This window comes from Aestuariivirga litoralis (assembly GCF_003234965.1).
GTDB classification, from domain to species: domain Bacteria; phylum Pseudomonadota; class Alphaproteobacteria; order Rhizobiales; family Aestuariivirgaceae; genus Aestuariivirga; species Aestuariivirga litoralis.
The window spans coordinates 244472-270181 of sequence record NZ_QKVK01000006.1 but is presented as its reverse complement, the minus strand read 5'-3'; the positions used below and the strand labels follow the sequence as shown (position 1 = coordinate 270181).

The window sequence follows — 25710 nt, the reverse complement described above, 5'->3', positions numbered from 1 at the left end:
ATCATGATCGAGGCTCTTCTCACCCTGCTGTTCTTCGCCGTCGTGAGCTTCGGCTTCATGGCGGGCCTCTTGCTGATCGTCGCCTATCTGCTGTGGGCCGACCGCAAGATCTGGGCTGCCGTGCAGATGCGCCGGGGCCCCAATGTCGTGGGCCCCTGGGGCCTGTTCCAGTCCTTCGCCGACCTCATCAAGTTCGCGCTGAAGGAAGTGGTGATCCCGGACGGCGCCAACAAGGGCGTCTTCGTCATCGCGCCGCTGGTGACCGCCACGCTGGCGCTTGCCGCCTGGGCCGTGGTGCCCGTGTCGGAAGGCTCCTTCTTCGGTCTCGTCGAGGGCAAGTGGGTGATCTCCGACATCAATGTCGGCATCCTCTATCTCTTCGCGCTGTCCTCGCTCGGCGTCTATGGCGTCATCATGGGCGGCTGGGCCTCGAACTCGAAGTACCCCTTCCTTTCCGCTCTCCGCTCCGCCGCGCAGATGGTGTCCTACGAGGTGTCGATCGGCTTCGTCATCGTCACCGTGCTGATGTGCGCGGGCTCGATGAACTTGACCGAGATCGTGCGCTCGCAGCACACCGGGCTTGGCACCATGCTGGGCCTGCCGGGCTCCTTCCTCGACTGGTATTTCCTGCCGCTGTTCCCGATGTTCATCATCTTCTTCGTCTCGGCGCTGGCGGAAACCAACCGTCCGCCCTTCGACCTCGTGGAAGCGGAATCGGAACTCGTCGCCGGCTTCATGGTGGAATATTCCTCCACGCCCTACCTTCTCTTCATGCTCGGCGAATATGTGGCGATCGTGCTGATGTGCGCGATGACCACCATCCTCTTCCTCGGCGGGTGGCTGCCGCCCATCGACGTGCCGCCCCTGAACTGGGTGCCGGGCTTCATCTGGTTCTTCCTCAAGGTGGTGCTGGTCTTCTTCATGTTCGCGCTGGTGAAGGCCTTCGTGCCGCGCTACCGCTATGACCAGCTGATGCGCCTGGGCTGGAAGGTGTTCCTGCCGATCTCGATCTTCTATGTGGTGCTGGTCGCCGGCGTGCTCGTCGGTTTCGGATGGGCGCCATGATCGCACCTCTCGTCGGAGCCCTGTTGTTCGCGGCCCTTGGCATTGCCGAGGTGGCGCTGGTCAACCGCTCCATCTACCCCTCGCTGCGCTGGCGCCATGAGAAGGCCAAGCTCACGCAGTCGCAGGGGTTGAGTCCCTCCACCATCATGGCGCTGGTCAAGTTCCAGAGCCTCGTCCTCATGCCGGTCCTCGGCTTCCTGCTGGGAAGCCGTCTGAAAATGTTCGGGTGAACCCATGAAACTCGCACAAGCCGCCCGCTCGTTGTTCCTGAAGGAGTTCGTCGCCGCCACCGTGCTGTCGATGCGCTACTTCTTCGCGCCCAAGGCGACGATCAACTATCCGAACGAGAAGGGCCCCGTCTCGCCCCGTTTCCGCGGCGAGCACGCGCTGCGCCGCTATCCTTCCGGCGAGGAACGCTGCATCGCCTGCAAGCTCTGCGAGGCCGTGTGCCCCGCACTCGCCATCACCATCGAGGCCGGCCCCCGCCGCAATGACGGTACGCGGCGCACCACGCGCTACGACATCGACATGGTGAAATGCATCTATTGCGGCTTCTGCCAGGAGGCCTGCCCGGTCGATGCCATCGTGCTCGGCCCCAACTTCGAATTCGCCACCGAAACCCGCGAGGAGCTGCTCTACGACAAGGAGAAGCTTCTCGCCAACGGTGACCGCTGGGAGCGTGAAATCGCGAGGAACATCGCGATGGACGCGCCCTACCGCTGAAGGAGCCCATGATGGTCGCCGCACTCTTCTTCTATCTCTTCTCGGCCATCGCGGTTGCCTCCGCGGTCATGGTCATTTCGGCGAGGAACCCGGTTCACTCGGTGCTCTTCCTCATCCTGTGCTTCTTCAACGCCGCCGGCCTCTTCGTGCTGCTGGGGGCGGAGTTCCTGGCGATGATCCTGGTCGTCGTCTATGTCGGCGCCGTCGCCGTGCTCTTCCTCTTCGTCGTCATGATGCTCGACGTCGACTTCGTGGAACTCAGGCAGGGCATGCTGAACTACCTGCCCGTCGGCGGCGTGATCGGCCTCATCGTTCTCGTCGAGCTGGCGCTTGCGGTCGGCGGCTGGGTCATCAGCCCGGCGAGCCTGCAGCAGCGCGCCGCTCCGCTGCCCGAGGGCGTCACCAATACCGAGGCTCTGGGCAAGGTGCTCTACACCGACTTCCTCTTCTACTTCCAGGCGGCGGGCCTCGTGCTGCTCGTCGCCATGGTGGGCGCCATCGTGCTGACGCTGCGCCACAAGCCGGGCGTCAAGCGCCAGGATATCTCGGTGCAGGTGGCCCGCACCCCCGCCACCGCCATCGAGGTCGTCAAGGTCAAGCCGGGGCAGGGGATCTGAGCCATGGAAATCGGCCTCTCGCAGTATCTCACCGTCGCGGCGATCCTCTTCACCATCGGCGTCTTCGGCATCTTCCTGAACCGCAAGAACGTCATCGTCATCCTGATGTCGGTCGAGTTGATCCTGCTCTCGGTGAACATCAACCTCGTCGCCTTCTCGAGCTTCCTCGGCGATCTCGTCGGCCAGGTCTTCGCGCTGCTGGTGCTCACCGTTGCCGCCGGCGAAGCGGCCATCGGCCTTGCGATCCTCGTCACCTATTTCCGCAACCGCGGCACCATCGCGGTTGAAGACATCAATCTCATGAAGGGCTGACGGGCACACCATGAACACCGTCCTTTCCGCCATCGTTTTCCTGCCGCTGCTCGGCGCGCTCATCGCTGGGCTCTTCGGCACCAAGGTGTTCAAGCACCTCGGCCGCGATGCCGATGTCTATGGCGAACACGCGCACGCGCATGACGCGCACGGCCACCATGACCACGCGCATGGCCATGACGACGACCACGGCCACCACGGGGCCTACGACGGCCCGAAGTGGCCGATGTACCTCACCACCGCGCTGCTCTGCATCTCTGCCGTTCTCTCCTGGTACGTCTTCGCCGGATTCCTGCACGAGCCGCGCGCCGAGAAGATCGAGCTGCTGCACTGGATCAATTCCGGCGCGCTCTCCGCCAACTGGATGATCCGCGTCGACACGCTCACCGCCGTCATGCTGGTGGTGGTGAACACGGTCTCGGCGCTCGTCCACATCTACTCGCTCGGCTACATGAGCCATGACGAGTCGCAGCCGCGCTTCTTCGCCTATCTCTCGCTCTTCACCTTCGCCATGCTCATGCTGGTGACGGCGGACAACCTCGTCCAGATGTTCTTCGGCTGGGAGGGCGTGGGCCTCGCGTCCTATCTTCTCATCGGCTTCTGGTACCAGCGTGACAGTGCCTGTGCCGCTGCCATGAAGGCCTTCATCGTCAACCGAGTGGGCGACTTCGGCTTCGCGCTCGGCATCTTCGGCTGTTTCCTGGTCTTCCAGACGGTCGACTTCGATACCATCTTCGCCGCCGCCCCCGGCATGGCCGGCAAGCCGATGCAGTTCCTGGCCTGGACTCCTGATACGCTCACCGTGCTCTGCCTCCTGCTCTTCATGGGCGCCATGGGCAAGTCGGCTCAGTTCCTGCTGCACACCTGGCTCCCCGACGCCATGGAAGGCCCGACGCCGGTCTCGGCGCTCATCCACGCCGCCACCATGGTGACGGCCGGCGTCTTCATGGTCGCCCGCCTGTCGCCGATGTTCGAGCTGGCGCCCCATGCCAAGGACTTCGTCGTCGTCATCGGCGCCATCACGGCCTTCTTCGCGGCCTCCGTCGGCCTCGTGCAGAACGACATCAAGCGCGTCATCGCCTATTCGACCTGTTCGCAGTTGGGCTACATGTTCGTGGCGCTGGGCGTGGGCGCATACGGGGCGGGCGTGTTCCACCTCTTCACCCATGCCTTCTTCAAGGCGCTGCTCTTCCTTTCGGCGGGCTCCGTCATCCACGCCGTCTCGGGCGAGCAGGACATGCGCAAGATGGGCGGCCTCGGCCCCTTCATCAAGATCACCTTCGCCATGATGGTGATCGGCAACCTGGCGCTCACCGGCTTCCCCTATACGTCGGGCTACTTCTCCAAGGACGCGATCATCGAGGCGGCTTACGTCTCCGGCTGGGGCTTCGCCTTCTGGATGCTCATCGTCGCAGCGGTCTTCACCTCCTTCTACTCCTGGCGCCTGACCTTCATGACCTTCAACGGCCAGCCCCGCGCCAGCCGCGAGGTGATGGAGCACGTGCATGAGAGCCCGCCCGTCATGCTGGTCCCGCTCTTCGTGCTGGCGATCGGCGCGCTCTTTGCGGGCTTCTTCTTCAAGGACTATTTCATCGGCCACGACTACAAGGAATTCTGGGGCGCCTCGCTCGCCAATGGCGAGGTGATGCACGAGATGCACGAGGAAGGAATGGTTCCCGCCCTCGTGAAGTGGTCGCCCTTCATCGCCATGGTCCTCGGCTTCGTCGTCGCCTGGATCTTCTACATCCGCGACACCTCGATCCCGAAGCGCCTCGCCGAGCAGCACCAGCCGCTCTACAGGTTCCTGCTCAACAAGTGGTACTTCGACGAGCTCTATGACGTGATCTTCGTCAGGCCCACCATGTGGCTCGGCCGCTTCCTGTGGAAGAAGGGCGACGGCTTCCTCATCGACGGCTTCGGCCCCGATGGCGTCTCGGCGGTCGTCAATGACGTCACCAAGGGCGTCGTCCGGCTGCAGACCGGCTATCTCTATCACTATGCCTTCGCCATGATGATTGGTGTCGCCGCATTGATTTCCTGGTTCATGTTCGGGGGCGCACACTGATGTCCTGGCCCATTCTCTCGGTCATCACCTTCCTGCCGCTGCTGGGCGTGCTCTTCATCCTCATGGTGCGGGGTGAGGACCAGACGGCGCTGCGCAACGTGCGCTGGGGCGCGTTGTGGACGACCATCGTCACCTTCCTCGTATCGCTCCTGATCTGGATCGGCTTCGACCCCAATGCCGCGGGCTTCCAGTTCGTGGAGGAGCATGGCTGGCTCGGCACGGCCGCCTCCTACAAGCTGGGCGTCGACGGCATCTCCATGCCCTTTGTCATCCTGACCACCTTCCTGATGCCGATCTGCATCCTCGCCTCGTGGCACGTCACGAAGCGGGTGAAGGAATACATGATCGCCTTCCTGGTGCTCGAGACGCTGATGATCGGCGTGTTCTGCTCGCTCGACATCGTGCTCTTCTACCTCTTCTTCGAGGCAGGCCTCATCCCGATGTTCCTCATCATCGGCATCTGGGGCGGCCCGCGCCGCGTCTATGCGAGCTTCAAGTTCTTCCTCTACACGCTGCTGGGCTCGGTGCTCATGCTGCTCGCCATCATCTACATGTACTGGACGAGCGGCACGACCGACATCACCCAGCTCCTCGCCCACCCGAACTTCACGCCGGAAGCGCAGAAGTGGCTGTGGCTGGCCTTCTTCGCTTCCTTCGCGGTGAAGATGCCGATGTGGCCGGTGCACACCTGGCTCCCCGACGCCCACGTCGAGGCGCCGACCGCCGGTTCCGTCATCCTGGCGGCGATCCTCCTGAAGATGGGCGGCTACGGCTTCCTGCGCTTCTCGCTGCCGATGTTCCCGGATGCCTCCGTCTACTTCCAGGACTTCGTGTTCTTCCTTTCCGTCGTCGCCATTATCTACACGTCGCTCGTGGCGCTGATGCAGGAGGACATGAAGAAGCTGATCGCCTACTCGTCCGTTGCCCACATGGGCTTCGTGACCATGGGCATCTTCGCGCTGAACCGCCAGGGCATCGACGGCGCCATGTTCCAGATGATCAGCCACGGGCTCGTCTCGGGGGCGCTCTTCCTCTGCGTCGGCGTGGTCTATGACCGCATGCACACGCGCGAGATCGCGGCCTATGGCGGGCTCGTCAACAACATGCCGCTCTATGCCTTCATCTTCATGGTCTTCACCATGGCGAATGTCGGCCTGCCGGGCACGTCAGGCTTCATCGGCGAGTTCCTGTCGCTGATGGGTGCCTTCAAGTCCAGCACCTGGGTTGCCTTCTTCGCCACCACGGGCGTCATCCTCTCGGCGGCCTATGCGCTGTGGCTCTACCGCCGCGTGGTCTTCGGCAAGCTGACCAAGCCCGCGCTGATGCACCTGCCGGACGTCACCCCGCGCGAGCTCGCCACGCTGCTGCCGCTGGTGATCCTCACCATCTTCTTCGGCGCCTATCCGGCCCCGATCCTCAATATCTTCGGCCCCACGGTCGAAGGCATCATCAAGCCCTTGAACGAGGCCGCCGCCGCAGCGCACCTGCTGGCGACCGCCTCGCTGCAGTAAGGACCTCCGACCCATGTGGATCCTCCAACAGGCCGACGCCGTGGCCGCCCTGCCCGAGATCGTGCTGGCGGTGCTGACGCTCGCACTGCTCATGCTCGGCGTCTTCCGCAAGGGCGACGCCTCCGACACGGTGACGCTCGGCGCGCTCATCGCGCTGGCCATCACCGCACTCCTCGTCATCTTCGCACCCGATCACCAGGCGGTGGCCTTCCACGGCGCCCTGATGGTCGATACCTTTGCCAAGGTGATGAAGGTGCTCGCACTCTTCGGTTCTGCCGCGGCCCTGGTCCTCTCCGTCAGCTTCATGAAGCGGGACGGCTCGCAGCGCTTCGAGTATCCCGTGCTCATCCTGCTGGCCACCATCGGCATGATGCTGATGATCTCGGCCAACAACCTGATCGCCCTCTACATGGGCCTCGAACTGCAGTCGCTGTCGCTCTATGTGCTGGCCGCCATCAACCGCGACTCGGCCAGGGCCTCGGAAGCCGGCCTCAAGTATTTCGTGCTGGGTGCCCTCTCCTCGGGCATGCTGCTCTATGGCGCATCGCTGGTCTATGGCTTCACCGGCTCGACCGAGTTCCCCGCCATCGCCAACTATCTCACCAACAATGGTGCGACGATCGGAGCCGTCTTCGGCCTGGTCTTCGTGATCGCGGGCCTTGCCTTCAAGATCTCCGCCGTGCCCTTCCACATGTGGACGCCGGATGTCTATGAAGGCGCCCCCACGCCGGTCACCGCCTTCTTCGCTGCGGCCCCCAAGGTTGCCGCCGTGGCGCTGATCACCCGCACCATGATGGAGGCCTTCGGGGCGATCCAGCCCGCCTGGGGCCAGATCATCGTCTTCATTTCGATCGCCTCCATGGCGCTGGGCGCTTTCGCGGCCATCGGCCAGAGCAACATCAAGCGCCTGCTGGCCTATTCCTCGATCGCCAACATGGGCTATGCGCTGGTGGGCCTCGCCGCCGGCACGCAGGAGGGCGTCCAGGGCGTCGTCCTCTACATGATCATCTACATGATCATGACGCTCGGTTCCTTCGCCTGCATCCTCGCCATGCGCCGCAAGGGCTACATGGTGGAGGAGATTTCGGATCTCGCCGGCCTCTCGCGCAACCACAAGGGCCTGGCCTTCGTGTTCTCGATGCTGATGTTCTCGATGGCCGGCATCCCGCCGCTCGCCGGCTTCTTCGCCAAGTATTTCGTGTTCCTCGCGGCGGTGAAGGCCGGCCTCTATGCGCTGGCCATCATCGGCGTCGTCACCTCGGTGGTGGGCGCCTATTACTACCTCCGGATCGTCAAGATCATGTATTTCGACGAGCCGAAGGAGGCCTTCGAGCCGATGGACGGCGAGGTGAAGCTCATCGCCTATGCCTCGGGCGCCTTCACGCTGCTCTTCGTCCTGCCGTGGATCGCGAGCCCCGTGATCGCGGTGGCGGCGGCGGCGGCCAAGTCCTTCTATTGATCCTCCCGACGGGACATCCGGTCCGCCATTTCGACCGGATCGATTCCACCAATCTCGAGGCCCGCAGGCTCGCCCAAGACGGCGAGCGCGGGCCTCTCTGGCTTCTGGCGGACGAGCAGACGCTGGGCCGTGGCAGGCTCGGCCGCAGCTGGGTGAGCGAGCTCGGAAACCTCTACGCCACCTTCCTGTTCTCGATCGCGGAAGCCGCCCATCTCGCAGCCCAGGTGAGCTTCGTGGCGGCACTTGCCGTGCACGACATGGTCATGACCCTTCGCCCGCACCTTGGCCCCCGCATCAAGTGGCCCAATGATGTCCTCATCGGCGGCGCCAAGTTCTGCGGCGTGCTGCCGGAGGTGGTGGGGGACAGTCCCACGCGCATCGCCATCGGCTGCGGCGTCAACATCGCCCATGCGCCGGAGGGCACTCCCTATCCGGTCACCGCGCTGGGCAAGGACCTCGCCGTGCCCGCCGTGCTGGCGGAACTCGATGCCAGCTTGACCCGCCGCCTCGCGCAGTGGGACGAGGGCAGGGGCTTCGGCACGATCCGCGATGACTGGGCCGCCCGCGCCCTCGGCATGGGGGGCAGTGTCACCGCCACATCGGGAGCAAGAAGGATCACCGGCACTTTCAAGGGACTGGCAGCCGATGGTGCGCTGCTGCTCGAGGAGGCCGACACCACACTCACCCCCATCCACTCGGGCGAAGTCTCCTTCGCCGAACTTGAACGCCAGAGGCGAAACACATGAACGCGCGGCGCAGAGCCCAGCTCCCCACCGAACTCGTCTTCCTTCCGCTCGGCGGCACCGGCGAGATCGGCATGAACTGCTATGCCTATGGCCATGGCCCGGCCGATGACCGGCACTGGATCATGGTCGATCTCGGCGTGAAATTCGGCGAGGAGACCGACCCCGGCATCGACGTGGTTCTGCCCGACGTGGGCTTCATCACGGCGGAGAAGTCGCGCCTTCACGGCCTCATCCTCACCCATGCGCATGAGGATCACCTGGGCGCGGTTGCCTGGCTCTGGCCGCAGCTGCAATGCCCCGTCTACTGCACGCCCTTTGCCGCGCAGATCCTGGCGCTGAAGCTGAAGGAGGCGGGCCTCGACGAAGAGGTGCCTGTCAAGGTCATGCCGGTGGGTTCGAAATTCAAGCTCGGCCCCTTCGGCCTCGAGCTCATCTCCGTCACCCATTCCATTCCGGAACCCACGGCACTCCTCATCGAGACCGACAAGGGCACGGTGCTCCATTCGGGCGACTGGAAGATCGACCGCACCCCGGTACTGGGCCAGGGCATGGACGAGAAGCGCCTGCGCGAGATCGGTGCCAAGGGCGTGGACGTGCTGGTCTGCGATTCCACCAACGTGCTGCGCGAGGGCCATTCGCCGTCGGAAAAGGACGTGGCCGAGCGCATCACCGAGATCGTGAAGGTTGCCACGGGCCGCGTGGCCATCACCACCTTCGCCTCGCACCTGGACCGCATTGCCACCGCGATCCGCGCGGCGCGCGCCACGGGGCGCGAGGTGGTCATCGCCGGCCGCGCCATGCGCAACACCATCGAGGCCGCACGCCTCTGCGGCATGCTGAATGATTCTGGCCGCCTGCTCGACCAGGAGGAGTTCGGCTATCTCCCGCCCGACAAGGTGATGCTGCTCTGCACCGGCAGCCAGGGCGAGCCGCGCGCCGCGATCGCCCGCATCGCCGAGGACCAGCACCCGCATGTGGCGCTCGAACCGGGCGATCTCGTCATCTTCTCGTCCAAGACCATTCCCGGCAACGAGAAGGAGGTGAGCCGCGTGCTCAACAACCTCGCGCGCCTCGACATCGACATGGTGACGGGCGACGACGACCTCGTTCATTCCTCCGGCCACCCGCGCCAGGGCGAGCTGGCGCTGCTTTATGACTGGGTGAAGCCGAAGGCGCTCATCCCCATGCATGGCGAGCCACGGCACCTGCGCGCCCACCGCATCTTCGCCGAGGAACAGGGCATCCGCGACGTGCTGATCCCGCGCGACGGCACCATCATGCGCCTTTGCCCCGGCCCGCTGGAGAACATCGACGAGGCCCCCTTCGGCAGGCTCCATGTCGATGGCCGCCTCATCGTTCCCTCGGAGGATGGCCCGGCGAAGCAGCGCCGCAAGCTCGCCTTCGTCGGCATCGTCTTCGTCTCGGTGGTGATCGACGCCAAGGCGGAGCTCGCCGCCGACATCGAACTCATCACCGATGGCGTTCCCGCGGGCCTCGAAGGCGATCTGCTGGAGGTGGCGGAGAAGGCCTTCGACTCGACGCCGAAGCCGCGCCGCAAGGACGTGAACCAGCTGGCCGAGACGATCCGCACCGCGGTGCGCCGCGCGGCGGATTTGACTTGGGGCAAGAAGCCCATCGTCAAGGTGTCGGTCGCCCGCGTCTGACGTACCGCCGGTTGGTGGCGGTCCCGGGGCAGAGGTGCATAGTCTTGCTCTCCTGATCGCGCGAGGCACTGCCATGGCTGCGACTGACAAGGCCTTCTCCAGCACCGTCGCCACGCTCTACGAGAGCCACATGGTGCCCATGCTCTTCAGGCCCTATGCGGCGGAGATGGCGGCCCGCGTGGCCGCCCATTCACCCCATGACGTGCTGGAGATCGCCGCCGGCACCGGGGCCGTCACGGCGGCGCTTCTGGTCCGGCTCACAGCCGATGCGACGCTCACCGCGACCGACCTCAACCAGGCCATGCTGGACGTCGCTGCCGCCAAGCTCACCGATCGCCGCCTGCGCCTCAAGGGCTGCGATGCGCAAGCGCTGCCCTTCGCGGACAACAGCTTCGATGCCGTGGTCTGCCAGTTCGGCGTCATGTTCTTCCCCGACCGACTCGGTGCCTATCGCGAGGCACGCCGCGTGCTGCGCGCGGGCGGGCGCTATTTCCTCAGCGTCTGGGACGACCTCGAAAGCAATCCCTTCGCGGCCGTGGTGCACGAGACGGTGGCCGCTGCCTTCCCCGACGATCCGCCCGGCTTCTTCCGCCGCACCCCGCACGGTTACTTCGATGTCGCGGCCATCACCGCCACGCTGGCCGAGGCAGGCTTCGGCGACATCCACGCGGAGAAGGTCACGCTCCCTTGCAGGGCGCCCTCGGCCGAGCACGTGGCCCAGGCCCTCTGCCAGGGCACCCCGCTTCGCCCCGAAATCGAGCAGCGCGATGCCGGGCGGCTGGCCGAGGTGACGGAGCGCGCCGCCCAGGCCCTGCGCGCGGCCTTCGGCACGGGCCGCGATCTTCTTCGCGGCGACGGCTTAGCGCGTTCACTTTCCGTTCGTCATTTCCGCGGCTGTGGGCTAAACGGCTCCCACATCCAATTCCCCATGCCGGAAATGCTATAAGCCGCGAATCATGAGCAAGCACGTTCCCCCGCCGGAAGGCCCGAAAGACATCGAGAAGATCGACCTCAAGGAAGCCCTCGAGGAGCGCTACCTCGCCTATGCGCTGTCGACCATCATGCACCGCGCACTCCCCGATGTGCGCGACGGGCTGAAGCCGGTGCACCGCCGCCTGCTGCACGTGATGCAGATCCTCAGGCTCGATCCCAATTCGGCGTTCAAGAAGTCCGCCAAGATCGTCGGCGACGTCATGGGCGGCTATCACCCGCATGGCGACCAGTCGATCTATGACGCGCTCGTCCGCCTCGCGCAGGATTTCTCCTCGCGCTATCCGCTCGTCGACGGGCAGGGCAATTTCGGCAACATCGACGGCGACTCGGCTGCCGCCTACCGCTACACCGAAGCGCGCATGACGGAGGTGGCGAAGCTCCTTCTCGAAGGCCTCGACGAGGACACCGTCGACTTCCGCCCCAACTATGATGGCTCGGTGCAGGAGCCGGTGGTGCTGCCCGGCGCCTTCCCCAACCTGCTCGCAAACGGTTCCTCCGGCATCGCGGTGGGCATGGCGACCTCGATCCCGCCGCACAATGCGGCCGAGCTCTGCGACGCGGCACTGCATCTCATCAAGACGCCCAATGCGACCGACGAAAAGATCGCCCAGCTGGTGCAGGGGCCTGACTTCCCCACGGGCGGCATCATCATCGATGACCGCGCCTCGATCATGGAGGCCTACAAGACCGGCCGTGGCGGCTTCCGCGTGCGCGCCCGCTGGACGCAGGAGGAGCTGCCGCGCGGCATGTGGCAGATCGTGGTCACCGAGATTCCCTATCTGGTGCAGAAGAGCCGCCTGATCGAGAAGATCGCCGAGCTCCTGACCGCCAAGAAGCTCACGCTGCTCAACGACGTGCGCGACGAGTCAGCCGAGGACATCCGCATCGTGCTGGAGCCGAAGTCCCGCACGGTCGACCCGAACCTGATGATGGAGCAGCTGTTCCGCAACACGGAGCTCGAAAGCCGCATCCCGCTCAACATGAACGTGCTGAGCCACGGCAAGGTGCCGAAGGTGATGAGCCTGAAGGACGTGCTGCGCGAGTGGCTGGACCACCGCAAGGACGTGCTGGTCCGCCGCTCCAACTTCCGGCTGGCCGAAATCGCGCGCCGGCTCGAGATCCTCGAGGGCTATCTCGTCGCCTACCTGAACCTCGACGAGGTGATCCGCATCATCCGCGAGGAGGACGAGCCGAAGCCCGCGCTGATGGCGCGCTTCAAGCTCACCGACAACCAGGCCGAGGCCATCCTCAACATGCGGCTGCGGGCGCTCCGCAAGCTGGAGGAAATGGAAATCCGCGGCGAGCATCAGAAGCTCACCAAGGAACAGAAGGCGCTGAACGCGCTGCTGAAGTCCGACGACGAGCAGTGGGTGAAGATCGCGGACGAGATCAAGGGCGTCAAAGAGAAGTATTCCAAGAAGACGCCGCTGGGCCGCCGCCGCACCGACTTCTCGGAAGCCCCGGAGATCGACGTCGATTTCGAGCAGGCGATGATCGAGAAGGAGCCGGTGACGGTGGTCTGCTCCGAGAAGGGCTGGATCCGCACCATGAAGGGCCACATGGAGGACGTCTCCGGCCTCACCTACAAGGATGGCGACCGCGGCCAGTTCACCTTCCACGCCATGTCGACCGACAAGGTGATGCTGTTCTCGTCATCCGGCAAGTTCTTCACCCTCGATGTGGCCAAGCTGCCCGGCGGCCGCGGCCACGGCGAACCGGTGCGCCTGATGTGCGATCTCGATGCGGCGGATTCAATCGTCTCGCTCTTCGTGCATGTGCCGGGCACGAAGCGGCTCCTCGCCTCCACCGAGGGCGACGGCTTCGTGGTGCCGGAGGACGACTGCGTGGCCAACACCCGCAAGGGCAAGCAGGTTCTGAACGTCAAGGCGCCTGTCGAGGCCTGTGTCTGCGTGGTGGTGCCGCCTGACGCGACGCACCTCGCCACCATCGGCGAGAACCGCAAGATGATCATCTTCAAGCTCGACGAGGTGCCTGAAATGGCCCGCGGCAAGGGCGTGCGCCTGCAGAAGTTCAAGGACGGTGGCCTGAGCGATGCCCGCGCCTTCAAGCTGAAGGACGGTTTGAGCTGGACGGACTCGTCTGGCCGCAACTTCGTGGTCACCGACCTCAAGGAATGGATCGGCGAACGCGCCCAGGCCGGCCGGCTTCCGCCCAAGGGTTTCCCCAGCCGGAACAAGTTCGGGGCGCCCTGAGCCCTCACCATTTCGGCCGTCATCCCGGCGAAGGCCGGGATCCAGGTTTGGTTGCGACACACCCAGTCTGGATCGCCTGAAATGGGCCTTCTAGCTCCTTCTTGGGCAGGGTCTCTAAGGGGTGTAGCCGTCGGAGAATTGCCAGAAAGCAATCGTTACGAACTCTACCACGCAGAAAGCTGGATCCCGGCCTTCCCCGGGATGACGGACCTGGTGGGCACGGACCTGCAAGACTTGACTCCCGCCCGGCCACAACCTATCTTGCCATTATGACTAACCAGTCAGTAACAACGGGTGGATCCCGTCGCCCACAGGCCCGCCCCAGCGAGATCCTCGCGGCGGCGCTGGAGCTTTTCGCCGAGAAGGGCTTTTCCGCCACCCGGATGGACGACGTCGCCGCCCGGGCGGGGCTCAGCAAGGCCGGGGTCTATCTCTATTTCAAGGACAAGACGGCGCTGCTGAAGGCGCTGGTGAACGAGCTGGCCGGGGCCAACATCGCCGTGGCCCGCGGCATCGTGGAGGCTCACCAGGGCCCCGTGTCGCCGCTGGTCGCGACCATCCTCGCCTTCCTCGCAACCCAGGTTCGCCACACGCGCTTTCCGGAGTTAATCAAGATCGTGATCGCCGAGAGCCGGGCGCACCCGGATGTGGGCCAGCTCTATCTCGACACCGTCATCAACCAGGGCCTGCCGCTGTTCGAGGGGCTGATCCGCCGCGGCATCGCATCCGGCGAATTCCGCGCTGTCGATCCCGCCCTCGCCGCGCGGCTGATGATCGGGCCCATGCTGCTCGCCATCATCTGGAAGACGGTGTTCGAACCCATCGGTGCGGAGGCCCTCGACATCGAGGCCTATGCCGCGCAGCACGCAGATATTTTCCTCAGGGGCATCCGATCGTGAAACGGCTCATCATCCCCGTCCTCATCGTGGCGCTGGCGGTCACCGCCTTCCTGTTCCGCGACCGCTGGCTGCCGCAGCCGCCGGGGCAGTTCAACTACCTCGGCTATGTCGAGGGCGAGACGACGCTGGTCGGCACGCCGCAGGCCGGCCGCCTCGTGAGTGTCGAGGCGGTGAAGGGGCAGGAGGTTCACAAGGGCGCCGTGCTGTTCACGCTCGACCCCGCGCAATTCAGGGCCGAGGTGGCGCGCGCCGAGGGTGCAGTGGCAACGGCAAGGGCCACGCGCGCCAACCTGCTCACCGGAAAGCGCCCGGAGGAAATCGAGATCATCCGTGCACAGATTGCCCAGGCCGAGGCAAGCCTTGCCCTGGCGCAGAAGGAGCTTACCCGTGCCGCGACGCTGGCGAGCAGCGGCACCGCCGCACAGTCGCGCCTCGACCAGGCGCAGGAGCAGGTGAAACTCTATGAGCAGCGCCTCGTCGAGCTGAAGGCCTCCGAGCAGGTGGCGAGCCTGCCGGCGCGCGGGGCCGAGATCGACGCCGCCACCTCGCGCGTTGCCGAGGCGGAGGCGCAGCTGGCGCAGGCGAAGGAGAAGCTGGCCGACCTTTCGCCAGTCGCACCGGCGGATGCCAGGGTGGACGACGTGTTCTTCAAGCCTGGCGAGTGGGTGGCGGCGGGCCAGCCCGTCGTGGCGCTGCTGAAGCCTTCCGACGTGACGCTGCGCTTCTTCGTGCCGGAGACGGTGCTTGCGGGGGCCCAGCCGGGCCGTGCCATCCAGTTCCGGTGCGACGGCTGCGCCGGGCTCAACACCGCCGTCATCAGCCATGTCGCGAGCCAGCCGGAATACACCCCGCCCGTGATCTATTCCGAAACGGCGCGGTCCAAGCTGGTCTATCTGGTGGAGGCAAAGCCCGATGCGGCGAACCCGCAACTGCGGCCCGGCCTGCCCATCGAGGTGGAGCCGCTCAAGTGACCACGCCCGCCATCGACGTCCGGGGGCTGGTCAAGCGCTATGGCAACCGCACGGTGGTCGATCATGTGGACCTGGCGATCATGCCGGGCCGCATCTGCGGCTTCCTCGGCCCCAATGGCTCGGGCAAGACGACGACGCTGCGCATGATCTGCGGGTTGCTGACGCCCGATGGCGGCGAGGGCACCTGCCTCGGCTACAATATCATCACCGAGCGTGACGCGGTGAAGGCCCAGGCCGGCTACATGACGCAGCGCTTCGGCCTCTATGAAGATCTCACCATCCGCCAGAACCTCGAGTTCGTCGGCAGGCTCTATCGCCTGAAGAATCTTCGCGAGGTGGTGGATCAATCGCTCGAGCGCCTCGGCCTCGCCTCGCGCCAGCACCAGCTGACGGGTTCGCTGTCGGGCGGCTGGAAGCAGCGCCTGGCGCTCGCGGCCTGCGTGCTGCACCAGCCGAAGCTGCTCCTCCTCGACGAGCCGACGGCGGGTGTGGACCCCAAGGCGCGCCGCGCCTTCTGGGACGAGATCCACGCGCTCGCCGCGCAAGGCATCACCGTGCTGGTCTCGACGCACTACATGGACGAGGCCGAGCGCTGCCACGAGATCGCCTACATCGCCTATGGCAAGCTGATGGCGCGCGGCACGGCGGAGGAGATCATCAGGGATAGCGGTCTCTCCGCGCTCGTCGCCATGGGGCCGGGAGCCGATCGGCTGGCGCCCGAGCTGCGCGATGTGCCGGGCGTCACCGCAGCCGCCGCCTTCGGCACCACGCTCCACGTCTGCGGGCCCGACCGCGATGCGCTGTGGCGCGCCGTGGAGGCCTTCCGCAATCGCGATCTCATCTGGGAGGAAGCGCCGCCGACGCTGGAGGACGTTTTCATCCACCTGATGGGCCAGGCCCGCGACAACATGGGGGAGGCGGCGTGACCGACTTCCTCGCCAGGCTCTGGGCCATGATCATCAAGGAGGCGCTGCAGCTCCGCCGGGACCGGCTGACCTTCGCCATGATGTTCATCGTGCCCATCGTGCAACTGGTGCTGTTCGGCTTCGCCATCAATGCCGATCCCAAGGGCCTGCCCACGGCGGTGCTGGTCTCCGAACATTCGCAGCTGTCGCGCAGCATCGTCGCGGCGATCGGAAACACGGGCTATTTCACCGTGACGAGGGAGGCCGCGACGGAGGCCGAGGCGGACGCGCTGCTGCAGCGGGGCGACGTGCAGTTCGTCGTCACCATTCCGGGCGACCTGACGAAGAAGCTCATCCGTGGCGAGGACCCGCAGATCTCCGTCGAGGCCGATGCCACCGACCCGGCCACCACCGGCCCCGCCATGAATGCGGTGACCCAGGCCGTGAACCAGACACTCGCGCGTGAGCTCAAGGGGCCCCTGGCGGCGCGGCGCGGCAAGGACGGCCCCATCGAGATCGTGCTGCACAAGCGCTACAACCCGGAGGGCATCACCCGCTACAACATCGTGCCGGGCCTCTTGGGCGTCATCCTCACCATGACCATGGTGATGATGACCGCGCTCGCGGTGACGCGCGAGCGTGAGCGCGGCACCATGGAAAACCTGCTCGCCATGCCGGTTTCGCCGCTCGAGGTGATGATCGGCAAGATCGCGCCCTATGTGCTGATCGGTGCCGTGCAGGTGGCGGTGATCGTGATCATGGCGAAGCTGCTGTTCGGCGTGCCCTTCGTCGGCTCCTTCGGGCTGTTCACGGTGGCGACGCTGCTGTTCATCACCATCAACCTCGCCATCGGATTCGCCTTCTCGACGCTGGCCCAGAACCAGCTGCAGGCGATGCAGATGTCGTTCTTCTTCATGCTGCCCTCGATCCTGCTCTCGGGCTTTGCCTTCCCCTTCCGCGGCATGCCGGGCTGGGCACAGGTCATCGGCGAGGCGATCCCGACCACGCATTTCCTACGCATCGTGAGGGGGCTGATGCTGAAGGGCGCCACGGCGGCGCAGATGTCGGAGGAGCTCGCCGTGCTGGCCCTCATGCTGGTCATCGTCATGGCGGTGGCGATCAGCCGCTACAAGGTGACCCTCGACTAGTGCTGAAAGCGATTGCGCGCGCTAAGGTTGAGTTAAACTCCGTTGTTGTATGCTCGGTACTCCATTTGGAAGGGGAGATCGGGGCCGGGCCATGGCGACGTGCATTCACTGGGTGCTGGACGGGCGCATCGTGCCGCCGCCAGCCATGGCGGAGACGATGTCTCCCGCAGAAGAGCGCGACCTCCTGCAGCGAACGGGCTTCGTGAAGATCACCGAAAGCGAGCAGGGCACCGCCATCCGCTGGAGCATGTTCTCGCGCAACTGGGCCTCGCTCTATTTCGCGGCCGAATGGCTGCAGGGCGCCTTCGGCCCCTACCAGCTGCAGTATTACTCGGCCGGCTGGTTCAATGAGCGGCATGAGCAGCCCTGGGTCGCCGCCGACCGCATCCACCACCTCATCCACAAGAGCGACGTTCACCTGTCGCAGACGGTCTATATCCAGAAGGTCGCGGAGGGCCGGCGCAACACCCCGCCGCTCCTGCAGAAGGCCCTGCGCGACAATGCGGCGAGCGAGGATGTGTCGATCGACTGCGCCTATGACCCGTCGTCGCAGCGCTACCGCGTGGCGCGCGTCGGGCCGCAGTCAACGATTGCCAAGCTGTGGGGGCTGAACCCCGTGTCCTATCCCTGCCTGATCGGGCATTCCTATGACGAGGCGGTGAGCCGCGCCTATCCGCAGGTCACCCGCACCGGCGAACCGCATTACGACCACATCTATGCGGCCATGGCCTCGGCGCGGGGCGATGTCGTGTGGGTGCCCTACCAGCGCGTGGCGCTGCCGCTGATCCAGGGCCGCAGCCGCAAGGGCGTGCGGGTGGTCACTGAGCTTGCAGAGGTTGATATCTCGCCTCTGTAGGCGAGGTGGACGAAAGCTCGGCAATCGAGAACTCGAGGTGCCGGCGCAGCGCCACGCCGATCCATTCGGCCTGTTCGGCGCCGTCGGGCTCCCATTCCCAGGTCAGGAAGCTCTGCTCGAGGTGGCCATAGCCCATGCGCACCATGTGGCCGCGCGTCGCCATGGATTGGCCGGTGAGCGCCCAGATCGCCTCGGGCTGCCACTTCACCATGGCCAGCAGCATGCCGATCCTCGGGAAGACGGGGAAGCCCACCTTGCAGTGTTTGTCGATCCACAATTCGCCGTGATAGACGATGCGGCCCCGGATGAGGTGCGACAGCGAATGCTCCGGCGGCATCACGGCGCGCGGCACGATCATCTCGCGGCGGCGGGCGTAGAGGCCCATCATCCAGCCCAGCACCCATTCGGCGAGGTTGGGGTCGGCGTCGTCGAGGCGGAAGGCCTGCAGGCCCACCGTCTCGCCGGTCTTGTCGATCAGCGACATCCAGAAGCCGCGCTCCGAAAGGCTGCGGCAGGCGGAGGGGTCGAACATCGGGGAGACTTCGGAATTGCGCAGGCGCCGGCGCTCACGCGCCAGTCCGGCAAAATCGGTGGAGATGTGGAAACTGAGGCCCTGTTCCGCCCCCGCCTGCAGCAGGGTCGAGATGGCCATCACCGTCCGCAGCGGGTCCGCGAGGCCCGTTTCGGCTCCCAGTGGCTGCACCCCCTGAAGGCCAACATTCAACGCATACATACACTTACCCCGACACTTCCAGACTTGCGTTCCCGTTGCCGGGTCGGCTGCTTGGGCAGCCTTTCAGGTCAAGCTCCGGGCAAATGATTGACCAAAGCCGACGCTGCGTCAACCATATTGTAGTGAGATCTTCTATAGTAAGTCTAAACGATTGCAGGGAAATCGAGGTATTTACGGCCGGTCTGACGAAATCGCCTGGGCTGTCCGCATCGACACGGCAAGGCGCCACCAGCTGTGTGCCAGCAGGGTCAGGATCAGCAGCAGGCCGCCCGCCAGCACGCGCGGCGAAGGCGCCTCGGCGAACAGCATCCAGGTCCAGATTGGCGTCAGGATGGTTTCCAGCATGAAGAACATGCTGACATCGGCCGAGGGCAGCAGGCGGGGGCCGCGGGCCAGCAGGACGGTGGCCAGCGGCATCACGATCAGGCCGTTGAGGCCCAGCCACACCAGCGATGGCACGCCGAAGGCGCCGGTTCCGAACAGCGTCGAGGGTACGATGTTGAAACTCATCAGTGCGATCAGCGAGGAGGCGAGGCTTCCGAGCGCCAGGCTGGTCGCCACCTTCCGCCCGGTGGCCCGGATGATGGTGAGGATGGTGGCCGAGCAGAAGGCCGACACCATGGCCAGCCCGTCACCCACCCAGTGGCCGCTGTCGATCCCCTGCGAGGCGATGAGGGCGGCGCCGCACAATGCCAGGATGGTCGCGGTCCAGGTATAGCCGTGCACCTTCTCGCCCAGCACCAGGTGCGACAATGACGCCGCGATCACCGGGGTGAGCGCGATGAGGAACACCACATTGGCCGCAGGCGCGTGAACCACGGCGCCGATATAGGAAATATTGCCGAGCGTGCTGGCACATGCCACGGCAATGCCCGCACCGCCGGCGAGGAACGGCGCGCGGTCGCCCATCCAGCGCGCCACGAACCAGCCGAAGGACAGCGTGGAAAAGAGCAGGATGCCGCGCACGAACACCATCGTCCACTGGTCGGCCATGGACAAGCGAAGCAAAGGCAGGTCGAAAGTGAAGAGCAGACCGCCGATCGCAGTAATGAAAAAGGCGGCACCGATTTGGCGGCCGGATGGCGGCGAATCAAAGGGCATCAAACACACTTACTAGACGCAACGAACGTCTACAGACAAGCGTAGATCTGCCCTTGGGTCAACAACTACTAAGTGGTCATGCGTTGCTGCTGCGGTGCAGCGTCCAGCCTTCGGCCGTTAACCTTTCCTGCGGCAGGAAACGCGCCTTGTAGTCCATCTTGCGTGAGCCCCGCACCCAGTAGCCGAGATAGAGATAGGGAAGGCCCAGCCGGCGCACGCGGGCGATGTTGTCGAGGATCATGAACGTGCCGAGGCTGCGGGCCGCTTCGTCGGGATCATAGAAGCTGTAGATCATCGAGATGCCGTCGCCGAGAATGTCGATCAGCACCGCGCCCACCAGCCGCCCGTTGGGGTCGATGACGTCACGCGCGCGATATTCGACGAGCCGGCTGTCGACGAAGTTGTCGTCCACCATGGCGGAGAAGTCGAGCACCGTCATGTCTGCCATGCCGCCGTCGCTGTGGCGGCTGTCGATGTAGCTGCGGAACAGCGAATAGTGTTCGGACGTCGCCTGGCTCTTCACCACCGTGGCGTCGATGTCGGCATTGGCCTTGAGCGTGCGGCGGAAGCCCCGCGTCATCTCGAAGGTGTTTACCGGCACGCGCACCGACACGCAGGATGCGCAGCCATCGCAGGCGGGGCGGTAGGCGATGTTCTGGCTGCGGCGGAAGCCGCCCTGGCTCAGCTGCGTGTTGAGGCTGCGCGCATCATGGCCCACGAGGTGGGTGAACACCTTGCGTTCGACCCGTCCCGCGAGATAGGGGCAGGGCGAGGGGGCGGTAATGAAGAACTGTGGGAAGTTCCGCCGCTCGATGCTCACGTCGGCCTGCTCCGGTGAAAAGCGTCAATCATCTATATCCATATAATGCCACGTGCACGCCGCCATGCAAGGCTCACGCGCGCCGCCCCACGTTGATTCAGTCCCCGCGATGGCCTAGGAAAGCCGTGACATTTCAGGAGTGTTTCGGATGCGCGTGGCGTGGATTGGGCTCGGAGTGATGGGTTATCCGATGGCGGGGCATCTTGTCGCGCGGGGCGGCCTGCAGGTGACGGTCTACAACCGCACGGCGGCGAAGGCCGCAAAATGGGCCGAAGCTTTCGGCGGCGCCACGGCGCCAACCCCCGCCGCGGCCGCGAAGGACGCCGACTTCGTCTTCGCCTGCGTCGGCAATGATGATGACCTGCGCCAGGTCACCACCGGTCCCGAGGGTGCATTCCAGGCGATGAAGCCGGGCGCGGTGTTCATCGATCACACCACCGCCTCGGCACGGGTGGCGCGTGAACTGCACGCCGCCGCCAAGGGCAGGGGCCTCGGCTTCGTCGATGCGCCCGTCTCCGGCGGCCAGGCCGGCGCGGAGAATGGCGTGCTCACCGTGATGTGCGGCGGCGATCCTGAGGATTATGCCCGGGCCGAACCGCTGATCGCGCATTTCTCGCGCATGCGGAAGCTGCTGGGCCCGGCGGGGTCGGGGCAGCTTGCAAAGATGGTCAACCAGATTGCCATTGCCGGTCTCGTCCAGGGCCTCGCCGAGGCCATCAACTTCGGCATGAAGGCCGGCCTGCCGATGGAGGACGTGATCGAGGTCATCTCCAAGGGAGCTGCCGGCTCGTGGCAGATGGAGAACCGGCACAAGACCATGATCGCCGGCAAGTTCGACTTCGGATTTGCCGCCGACTGGATGCGCAAGGACCTCGGCATCTGCCTCGATGAATCGCGCCGCAACGGCGCGCCGCTTCCCGTCACCGCGCTGGTCGACCAGTTCTATGCCGAGGTGCAGAAGCTGGGCGGCGGCCGGTGGGACACCTCGAGCCTGATCGCACGCTTCCAGAACCTCGACCGGAGCTAGTCCCGCCAAAGCAAAATGGCCGGGTCGCAGCCCGGCCATGTCGCTCGTGTCCCGCCGTCCGGTCAGTAGATCGGGAACCTGGCGGTCAGCTTCTTGACCTTCGCAGCCACGGCCTTCTCGACCTTGCCGTTCTTCTCCTCGCCGTTCCTGGCGAGGCCGTCGAGCACTTCGTTGATCAGCGCGCCGACTTCCGTGAACTCCGCCGCGCCGAAGCCGCGGGTGGTGCCGGCGGGCGTGCCCAGCCGGATCCCGCTCGTGATGGTGAAGGGGGCCGGGTCGAAGGGAATGCCGTTCTTGTTGCAGGTGATGAAGGCGCGGCCCAGCGAGGCCTCGGCGGCCTTGCCGGTCACACCCTTCTTGCGCAGGTCGACCAGCATCAGGTGCGTGTCGGTGCCGCCGGAGACGAGGTCCGAGCCGCCGTCGATCATCGCCTTGGCCAGCGTCTTGGCGTTGTCGGCCACCTGCTTGGCGTATTTCTTGAAGGCGGGGCGCAGTGCCTCACCGAAGGCCACCGCCTTGGCGGCGATGACGTGCTCGAGCGGGCCGCCCTGCAGGCCCGGGAAGACGGCCGAGTTGAACTTCTTGCCGAGGTCCTCGTCGTTGGAGAGGATCAGGCCGCCGCGCGGGCCGCGCAGCGTCTTGTGGGTCGTGGTGGTCACGACATGGGCGTACTCCAGCGGATTCGGATGCACGCCGCCCGCGACGAGGCCGGCGAAGTGGGCCATGTCGACCATCAGCTTGGCGCCCACGGCGTCCGCGATCTGGCGGAAGCGCTTGAAGTCGATGATGCGCGGATAGGCGGAGCCGCCGGCGATGATGAGCTTGGGCTTCACCGCATGGGCCTGCGCCTCGAGCTTGTCATAGTCGATGAGGTGGTTGTCCTCGCGCACCTTGTAGGGCGCAACCGTGAACCACTTGCCCGACTGGTTGACGGGCGAACCATGCGTCAGGTGACCGCCGCAGGCGAGGTCGAGGCCCATGTAGGTATCGCCGGGCTGCAGGAGCGCAAAGAACACGGCCTGGTTCGCCGTGGCGCCGGAGTGCGGCTGGACGTTGGCATAGGCGCAGTTAAACAGCGCCTTGGCGCGGTCGATGGCCAGCTGCTCGGAGACGTCGACATACTGGCAGCCGCCATAGTAGCGGCGGCCCGGATAGCCTTCCGCATACTTGTTGGTCATCACCGAGCCCTGGGCTTCCAGCACCGCCTTCGAGACGATGTTCTCCGACGCGATCAGCTCGATCTCGTGCTGCTGCCGGCCAAGTTCGCTGGCAATGGCCTTGGCGATCTTCGGGTCGGACTTGGCGAGCGCCTCCTTGAAGAAGCCGGGGAACAGCGGCGCGCGCTTCGCGGCCTTCTTGGCCGAAGCGGCCTTTTTCGCGGGCTTCCTTGCAGCCTTCTTCACGGTCTTCTTCGCAGCCTTCTTCGCCATGTCTGTCTCCTCCAGCGCAGTCGCAATACGGTGAGGCGCAATTGGCAGATTGCGCGGGTGAGGTCCAGATACATCTTTGGCTAGCGCCCGGTGCTGGCCCGATGCGGCAGGATGAACGGCTTTTGCGTCGCCCCAATGCAAACGGGCGGGAGATGCTCCCGCCCGTGCTGGATTCCGATGTGCGCTGCCTCAGTTGGTGGCGGTCGTGGTCTTGGCGGCAGTGGCCGGGGGCTTGGCAGCGGCGGCGGGCTTGGGTGCCGGGCACCCGGCCGGCAGCTTGCCATCGGCGCCGGGCTTGCAGCTGGTGGCGGGCTTGGCGGCCGTCGCAGGCTTGGCGGCGGTGGCAGGCTTGGCCGCTGCGGTCGCCGTCTTGGTCGCGGGCGTGGCGGGCGTGGCCGCCGCGGTTGCGGCAGGCTTCTTGGTTGCGTCGGTGGCCTTGGCCGCAGCCGTGGTGGTCGCCGCAGGCTTGGCCTTGCTGCTGGCCGCAGCGGTCTTGGCAGCGGGCTTCGCTGCCGCCGACTTTGCGGGCGTCGACTTGGCGGCCGTGGCAGCGGGCTTGGCGCCCTTCTTCGTCTTCTGCACCACCTTCTTCTTGCCGCCCTTGGTGGTCGTGGTGGTGGTGGTGGTCGAGGACGAGTCGGAGGCCAGCTCATCCTTGCTGCTGCCGAACATCTGCTTCTTGGCGGGGCCGGTGGCCTTGGCCGCCTTGCCCGTCTGCTTCGCCGTGGCCTGCTTTGCCGGCTGCTTGCCGCCGAGGTTGATCAGGCTGTCGCCGGCCTTCTTGTTCTGGCCGGGGCGCACCACGTCGTTTTCGGCGCTCTTGCCGCGGAACAGCGAGGCGAAGATGCCGCCGGCGCTGTCGTCGATGTCGTCCTGAAGGTAGGGGATGGGCTTCAGCACGAAGCGCTGGCCGTTCATCTTCTCGCCCACCGGCAGCGGCTGGCCGACCACGAAGCCCGTGCCGTCGAGGTCATAGACGTCGTCGCGGAAGGCGGCCACGCCGTCCTTCGCCGGCCAGGCCGTGAGATAGGCCACGCGCAGCTGCGGCGCATTGGCGATGTTGACGTCAAGCCGCTCCTTGGTTTCGGCGAGGCTGGCGATCTTGGCCTGGTCGATGCCGTCCTGGCCCTGCAGGATCCAGTTGATCAGGATCGCCACCTTGTCGACGCGCACGCAGCCTGAGGAATAGAAGCGGTTGGCGGTCTTGAACAGCTGCGGCTCCGGCGTGTCGTGAAGGTAGATGCCGAAGGGGCTGGTGAACTCGATCTTGGCGGTGGCCATGGCGTTGTCGCCGCCCGGCTCCTGGCGGAAGTGATAGTCGGTGATCTTGGCGGTGCGCCAGTTGATCTTGTCGGGGTCCACCTCCGGGCCGCCCACGCCCTTGAACACCTTGATGTTCATGTCGGCCAGCACCTTGGAGGCGCCGCGCGACTGCATGCGCGGGATGATGTCACGCTCGATGATCGAGGGCGGCGCGTTCCAGTACGGATTGAAACGCACGATGGTGAGCGGCGTCATCGCCACCGGGGTGGGGCGCGACTCGCGCCCTACGATGGCGTTGTGCAGCGAATAGACCTTGCCGTCCGATACGGCCTCGATCTGCTGGGCGGGCACGTTGACCACGATGTAGCGGGGGCCGAGGTCCTTCGAGTATTCGGCAAGCCGCGGAATGTTGGCCTGGATGGTGGCGAGGCGCTGCTGGGCCGTGACGTTGAGGGCGCCAAGCGTCGCGCCGTCGACGACGCCGCTGGGCGCCAGGCCGTGGTTCGACTGGAAGCGCTTCAGACCGTCTTCCGTGGCAGAGGTGAAGACCTGCTGATACTCGCCCTGGGTCGCTTCGGCGGGCAGATAGCCCTCGACGAACAGGCGCTGGTTGAGGATCGCCACCTGCTTGCTCTTGGAGCCCTTCTTGATGCGGCCCTTGGGCACCACGGGCCAGCCGCCGTCGGCGACGATCTTGGCATATTTGTCGGCCATCGCCTGGATCTGCGCCGGGCTGTCCGGCGTGATGAAGGGCGCGACGCTGCCGTCATTGATGACGCGGGTTTCGGTGGTTGCGGCAATGCCGGAGCCCGCCGTGTGGCCGGCGGTGGCCGGCTGGGCAGTGCCCTTCTTCTTGCGGTTCAGCTGCGAGAACAGCGACTTGTCCTCATCGGCATGACCCGGGGCAGGGAGCGCGAGGGTGACCGTCAGTGACAGCAGCAGCGCCAGGGACACACTCTTGAGGGCGCACTTCGACCGCGCGACAGACCACAACTTCATCACAACCTCATTCTCCGGGACCGCAGTGGCGCTTTTGCGCCTCGACACCGCCGCGGCCTCAATACCAGTTGGGGCCCGACTCGTCAAAACCAGGCCACATTGCAGCCACGACAAGCCCGCCAAATGCGGCAACAATGAGATATGACGCAACGCCGGGTTCGACCGCGAAGGAGTTGGGGCCGTGCTGATG

23 protein-coding genes are annotated in these 25710 nt (G+C 65.5%); 18 read left to right on the top strand and 5 right to left on the bottom strand.

The genetic code is table 11. The features are described 5' to 3' along the window. Positions 1-3: 3 nt before the first annotated feature. The 17 genes from nuoH (at position 4) to DK847_RS14410 (ending at position 18147) form a co-directional block, all read left to right on the top strand. Positions 4-1065 carry an NADH-quinone oxidoreductase subunit NuoH gene (gene nuoH, locus DK847_RS14490; RefSeq protein ID WP_111199221.1) on the top strand — a complete coding sequence of 354 codons (1062 nt, stop codon included), beginning with the start codon at positions 4-6 and terminating at the stop codon, positions 1063-1065. After that, on the top strand, positions 1062-1295 hold the full coding sequence (locus DK847_RS14485; protein ID WP_146256141.1) for a hypothetical protein: 234 nt from the start codon (positions 1062-1064) through the stop codon (positions 1293-1295). The genes nuoH and DK847_RS14485 overlap by 4 nt, the downstream gene beginning before the upstream one ends. Before the next feature lie 4 nt (positions 1296-1299). Continuing rightward, complete coding sequence (nuoI, locus tag DK847_RS14480; RefSeq protein WP_111199219.1) at positions 1300-1788, top strand: NADH-quinone oxidoreductase subunit NuoI; 489 nt, start codon at positions 1300-1302, stop codon at positions 1786-1788. An 8-nt stretch (positions 1789-1796) separates the two neighbouring features. Then, entirely contained in the window at positions 1797-2405 is a 609-nt protein-coding gene (locus DK847_RS14475) for an NADH-quinone oxidoreductase subunit J (RefSeq protein ID WP_111199218.1), read from the top strand. 3 nt (positions 2406-2408) lie between these two features. After that, entirely contained in the window at positions 2409-2717 is a 309-nt protein-coding gene (nuoK, locus tag DK847_RS14470; protein ID WP_111199217.1) for an NADH-quinone oxidoreductase subunit NuoK, read from the top strand. Between the two features lie 10 nt (positions 2718-2727). Continuing rightward, entirely contained in the window at positions 2728-4782 is a 2055-nt protein-coding gene (gene nuoL / locus DK847_RS14465) for an NADH-quinone oxidoreductase subunit L (RefSeq protein ID WP_111199216.1), read from the top strand. Beyond that, on the top strand, positions 4779-6293 hold the full coding sequence (locus DK847_RS14460) for an NADH-quinone oxidoreductase subunit M (RefSeq protein WP_111199215.1): 1515 nt from the start codon (positions 4779-4781) through the stop codon (positions 6291-6293). The genes nuoL and DK847_RS14460 overlap by 4 nt, the downstream gene beginning before the upstream one ends. 13 nt (positions 6294-6306) lie before the next feature. Continuing rightward, the gene (gene nuoN, locus DK847_RS14455) at positions 6307-7752 is read left to right on the top strand and encodes an NADH-quinone oxidoreductase subunit NuoN (RefSeq protein WP_111199214.1); all 1446 of its coding nucleotides are present in this window, start codon (positions 6307-6309) and stop codon (positions 7750-7752) included. After that, a complete protein-coding gene (locus DK847_RS14450; RefSeq protein WP_161957292.1) occupies positions 7749-8498 on the top strand; it encodes a biotin--[acetyl-CoA-carboxylase] ligase in 750 nt (249 codons plus the stop codon). The genes nuoN and DK847_RS14450 overlap by 4 nt, the downstream gene beginning before the upstream one ends. Next, positions 8495-10162, top strand: coding sequence for a ribonuclease J (locus tag DK847_RS14445; RefSeq protein WP_111199212.1), 1668 nt, complete (start codon positions 8495-8497; stop codon positions 10160-10162). Before DK847_RS14450 ends, DK847_RS14445 begins: the two co-directional genes overlap by 4 nt. A 73-nt stretch (positions 10163-10235) precedes the next feature. After that, a complete protein-coding gene (locus DK847_RS14440; RefSeq protein ID WP_111199211.1) occupies positions 10236-11108 on the top strand; it encodes a class I SAM-dependent methyltransferase in 873 nt (290 codons plus the stop codon). A gap of 10 nt (positions 11109-11118) precedes the next feature. Further along, the gene (gene parC, locus DK847_RS14435; RefSeq protein WP_111199210.1) at positions 11119-13368 is read left to right on the top strand and encodes a DNA topoisomerase IV subunit A; all 2250 of its coding nucleotides are present in this window, start codon (positions 11119-11121) and stop codon (positions 13366-13368) included. A gap of 269 nt (positions 13369-13637) precedes the next feature. After that, positions 13638-14267 carry a TetR/AcrR family transcriptional regulator gene (locus DK847_RS14430; RefSeq protein WP_111199209.1) on the top strand — a complete coding sequence of 210 codons (630 nt, stop codon included), beginning with the start codon at positions 13638-13640 and terminating at the stop codon, positions 14265-14267. Next, on the top strand, positions 14264-15238 hold the full coding sequence (locus tag DK847_RS14425) for an HlyD family secretion protein (protein ID WP_111199208.1): 975 nt from the start codon (positions 14264-14266) through the stop codon (positions 15236-15238). The genes DK847_RS14430 and DK847_RS14425 overlap by 4 nt, the downstream gene beginning before the upstream one ends. Then, positions 15235-16164, top strand: coding sequence for an ABC transporter ATP-binding protein (locus DK847_RS14420; protein ID WP_111199207.1), 930 nt, complete (start codon positions 15235-15237; stop codon positions 16162-16164). Before DK847_RS14425 ends, DK847_RS14420 begins: the two co-directional genes overlap by 4 nt. Before the next feature lie 26 nt (positions 16165-16190). Continuing rightward, complete coding sequence (locus DK847_RS14415; RefSeq protein ID WP_111199284.1) at positions 16191-17291, top strand: ABC transporter permease; 1101 nt, start codon at positions 16191-16193, stop codon at positions 17289-17291. A gap of 91 nt (positions 17292-17382) precedes the next feature. Continuing rightward, the gene (locus DK847_RS14410; protein ID WP_146256140.1) at positions 17383-18147 is read left to right on the top strand and encodes a hypothetical protein; all 765 of its coding nucleotides are present in this window, start codon (positions 17383-17385) and stop codon (positions 18145-18147) included. Here DK847_RS14410 and DK847_RS20660 read toward each other — a convergent pair. The 3 genes from DK847_RS20660 to DK847_RS14395 all read right to left on the bottom strand — a co-directional run bounded on the left by DK847_RS20660 (position 18110) and on the right by DK847_RS14395 (position 20801). Continuing rightward, complete coding sequence (locus DK847_RS20660) at positions 18110-18799, bottom strand: hypothetical protein (RefSeq protein WP_161957291.1); 690 nt, start codon at positions 18797-18799, stop codon at positions 18110-18112. The two genes, DK847_RS14410 and DK847_RS20660, sit on opposite strands and share 38 nt — an antisense overlap. A gap of 252 nt (positions 18800-19051) precedes the next feature. Next, positions 19052-19873, bottom strand: coding sequence for a DMT family transporter (locus DK847_RS14400; protein ID WP_161957290.1), 822 nt, complete (start codon positions 19871-19873; stop codon positions 19052-19054). Positions 19874-20057: 184 nt separating this feature from the next. Further along, positions 20058-20801: an arginyltransferase gene (locus tag DK847_RS14395; protein ID WP_111199203.1), complete on the bottom strand. Its 744-nt coding sequence runs from the start codon at positions 20799-20801 to the stop codon at positions 20058-20060. A 148-nt stretch (positions 20802-20949) separates the two neighbouring features. Here DK847_RS14395 and DK847_RS14390 point away from each other — a divergent pair, with 148 nt between their 5' ends. Further along, entirely contained in the window at positions 20950-21828 is an 879-nt protein-coding gene (locus tag DK847_RS14390; protein ID WP_111199202.1) for an NAD(P)-dependent oxidoreductase, read from the top strand. Positions 21829-21890: 62 nt separating this feature from the next. Here DK847_RS14390 and glyA read toward each other — a convergent pair whose 3' ends face one another. Further along, complete coding sequence (gene glyA, locus DK847_RS14385; RefSeq protein WP_111199201.1) at positions 21891-23258, bottom strand: serine hydroxymethyltransferase; 1368 nt, start codon at positions 23256-23258, stop codon at positions 21891-21893. A gap of 189 nt (positions 23259-23447) precedes the next feature. Further along, complete coding sequence (locus tag DK847_RS21035; protein ID WP_111199200.1) at positions 23448-25520, bottom strand: L,D-transpeptidase family protein; 2073 nt, start codon at positions 25518-25520, stop codon at positions 23448-23450. Between the last annotated feature and the right edge of the window lie 190 nt (positions 25521-25710).

Excerpts from the sequence above, each read along its gene's own strand:
- nuoH (WP_111199221.1), top strand. The coding sequence starts at position 4 with ATGATCGAGGCTCTTCTCACCCTGCTGTTCTTCGCCGTCGTGAGCTTC.
- DK847_RS14485 (WP_146256141.1), top strand. The coding sequence starts at position 1,062 with ATGATCGCACCTCTCGTCGGAGCCCTGTTGTTCGCGGCCCTTGGCATT.
- nuoI (WP_111199219.1), top strand. The coding sequence starts at position 1,300 with ATGAAACTCGCACAAGCCGCCCGCTCGTTGTTCCTGAAGGAGTTCGTC.
- DK847_RS14475 (WP_111199218.1), top strand. The coding sequence starts at position 1,797 with ATGATGGTCGCCGCACTCTTCTTCTATCTCTTCTCGGCCATCGCGGTT.
- nuoK (WP_111199217.1), top strand. The coding sequence starts at position 2,409 with ATGGAAATCGGCCTCTCGCAGTATCTCACCGTCGCGGCGATCCTCTTC.
- nuoL (WP_111199216.1), top strand. The coding sequence starts at position 2,728 with ATGAACACCGTCCTTTCCGCCATCGTTTTCCTGCCGCTGCTCGGCGCG.
- nuoN (WP_111199214.1), top strand. The coding sequence starts at position 6,307 with ATGTGGATCCTCCAACAGGCCGACGCCGTGGCCGCCCTGCCCGAGATC.
- DK847_RS14445 (WP_111199212.1), top strand. The coding sequence starts at position 8,495 with ATGAACGCGCGGCGCAGAGCCCAGCTCCCCACCGAACTCGTCTTCCTT.
- DK847_RS14440 (WP_111199211.1), top strand. The coding sequence starts at position 10,236 with ATGGCTGCGACTGACAAGGCCTTCTCCAGCACCGTCGCCACGCTCTAC.
- parC (WP_111199210.1), top strand. The coding sequence starts at position 11,119 with ATGAGCAAGCACGTTCCCCCGCCGGAAGGCCCGAAAGACATCGAGAAG.
- DK847_RS14430 (WP_111199209.1), top strand. The coding sequence starts at position 13,638 with ATGACTAACCAGTCAGTAACAACGGGTGGATCCCGTCGCCCACAGGCC.
- DK847_RS14415 (WP_111199284.1), top strand. The coding sequence starts at position 16,191 with ATGATCATCAAGGAGGCGCTGCAGCTCCGCCGGGACCGGCTGACCTTC.
- DK847_RS14410 (WP_146256140.1), top strand. The coding sequence starts at position 17,383 with ATGGCGACGTGCATTCACTGGGTGCTGGACGGGCGCATCGTGCCGCCG.
- DK847_RS20660 (WP_161957291.1), bottom strand. The coding sequence starts at position 18,799 with ATGGCCATCTCGACCCTGCTGCAGGCGGGGGCGGAACAGGGCCTCAGT.
- DK847_RS14400 (WP_161957290.1), bottom strand. The coding sequence starts at position 19,873 with ATGGCCGACCAGTGGACGATGGTGTTCGTGCGCGGCATCCTGCTCTTT.
- DK847_RS14390 (WP_111199202.1), top strand. The coding sequence starts at position 20,950 with ATGCGCGTGGCGTGGATTGGGCTCGGAGTGATGGGTTATCCGATGGCG.
- glyA (WP_111199201.1), bottom strand. The coding sequence starts at position 23,258 with ATGGCGAAGAAGGCTGCGAAGAAGACCGTGAAGAAGGCTGCAAGGAAG.
- DK847_RS21035 (WP_111199200.1), bottom strand. The coding sequence starts at position 25,520 with ATGAAGTTGTGGTCTGTCGCGCGGTCGAAGTGCGCCCTCAAGAGTGTG.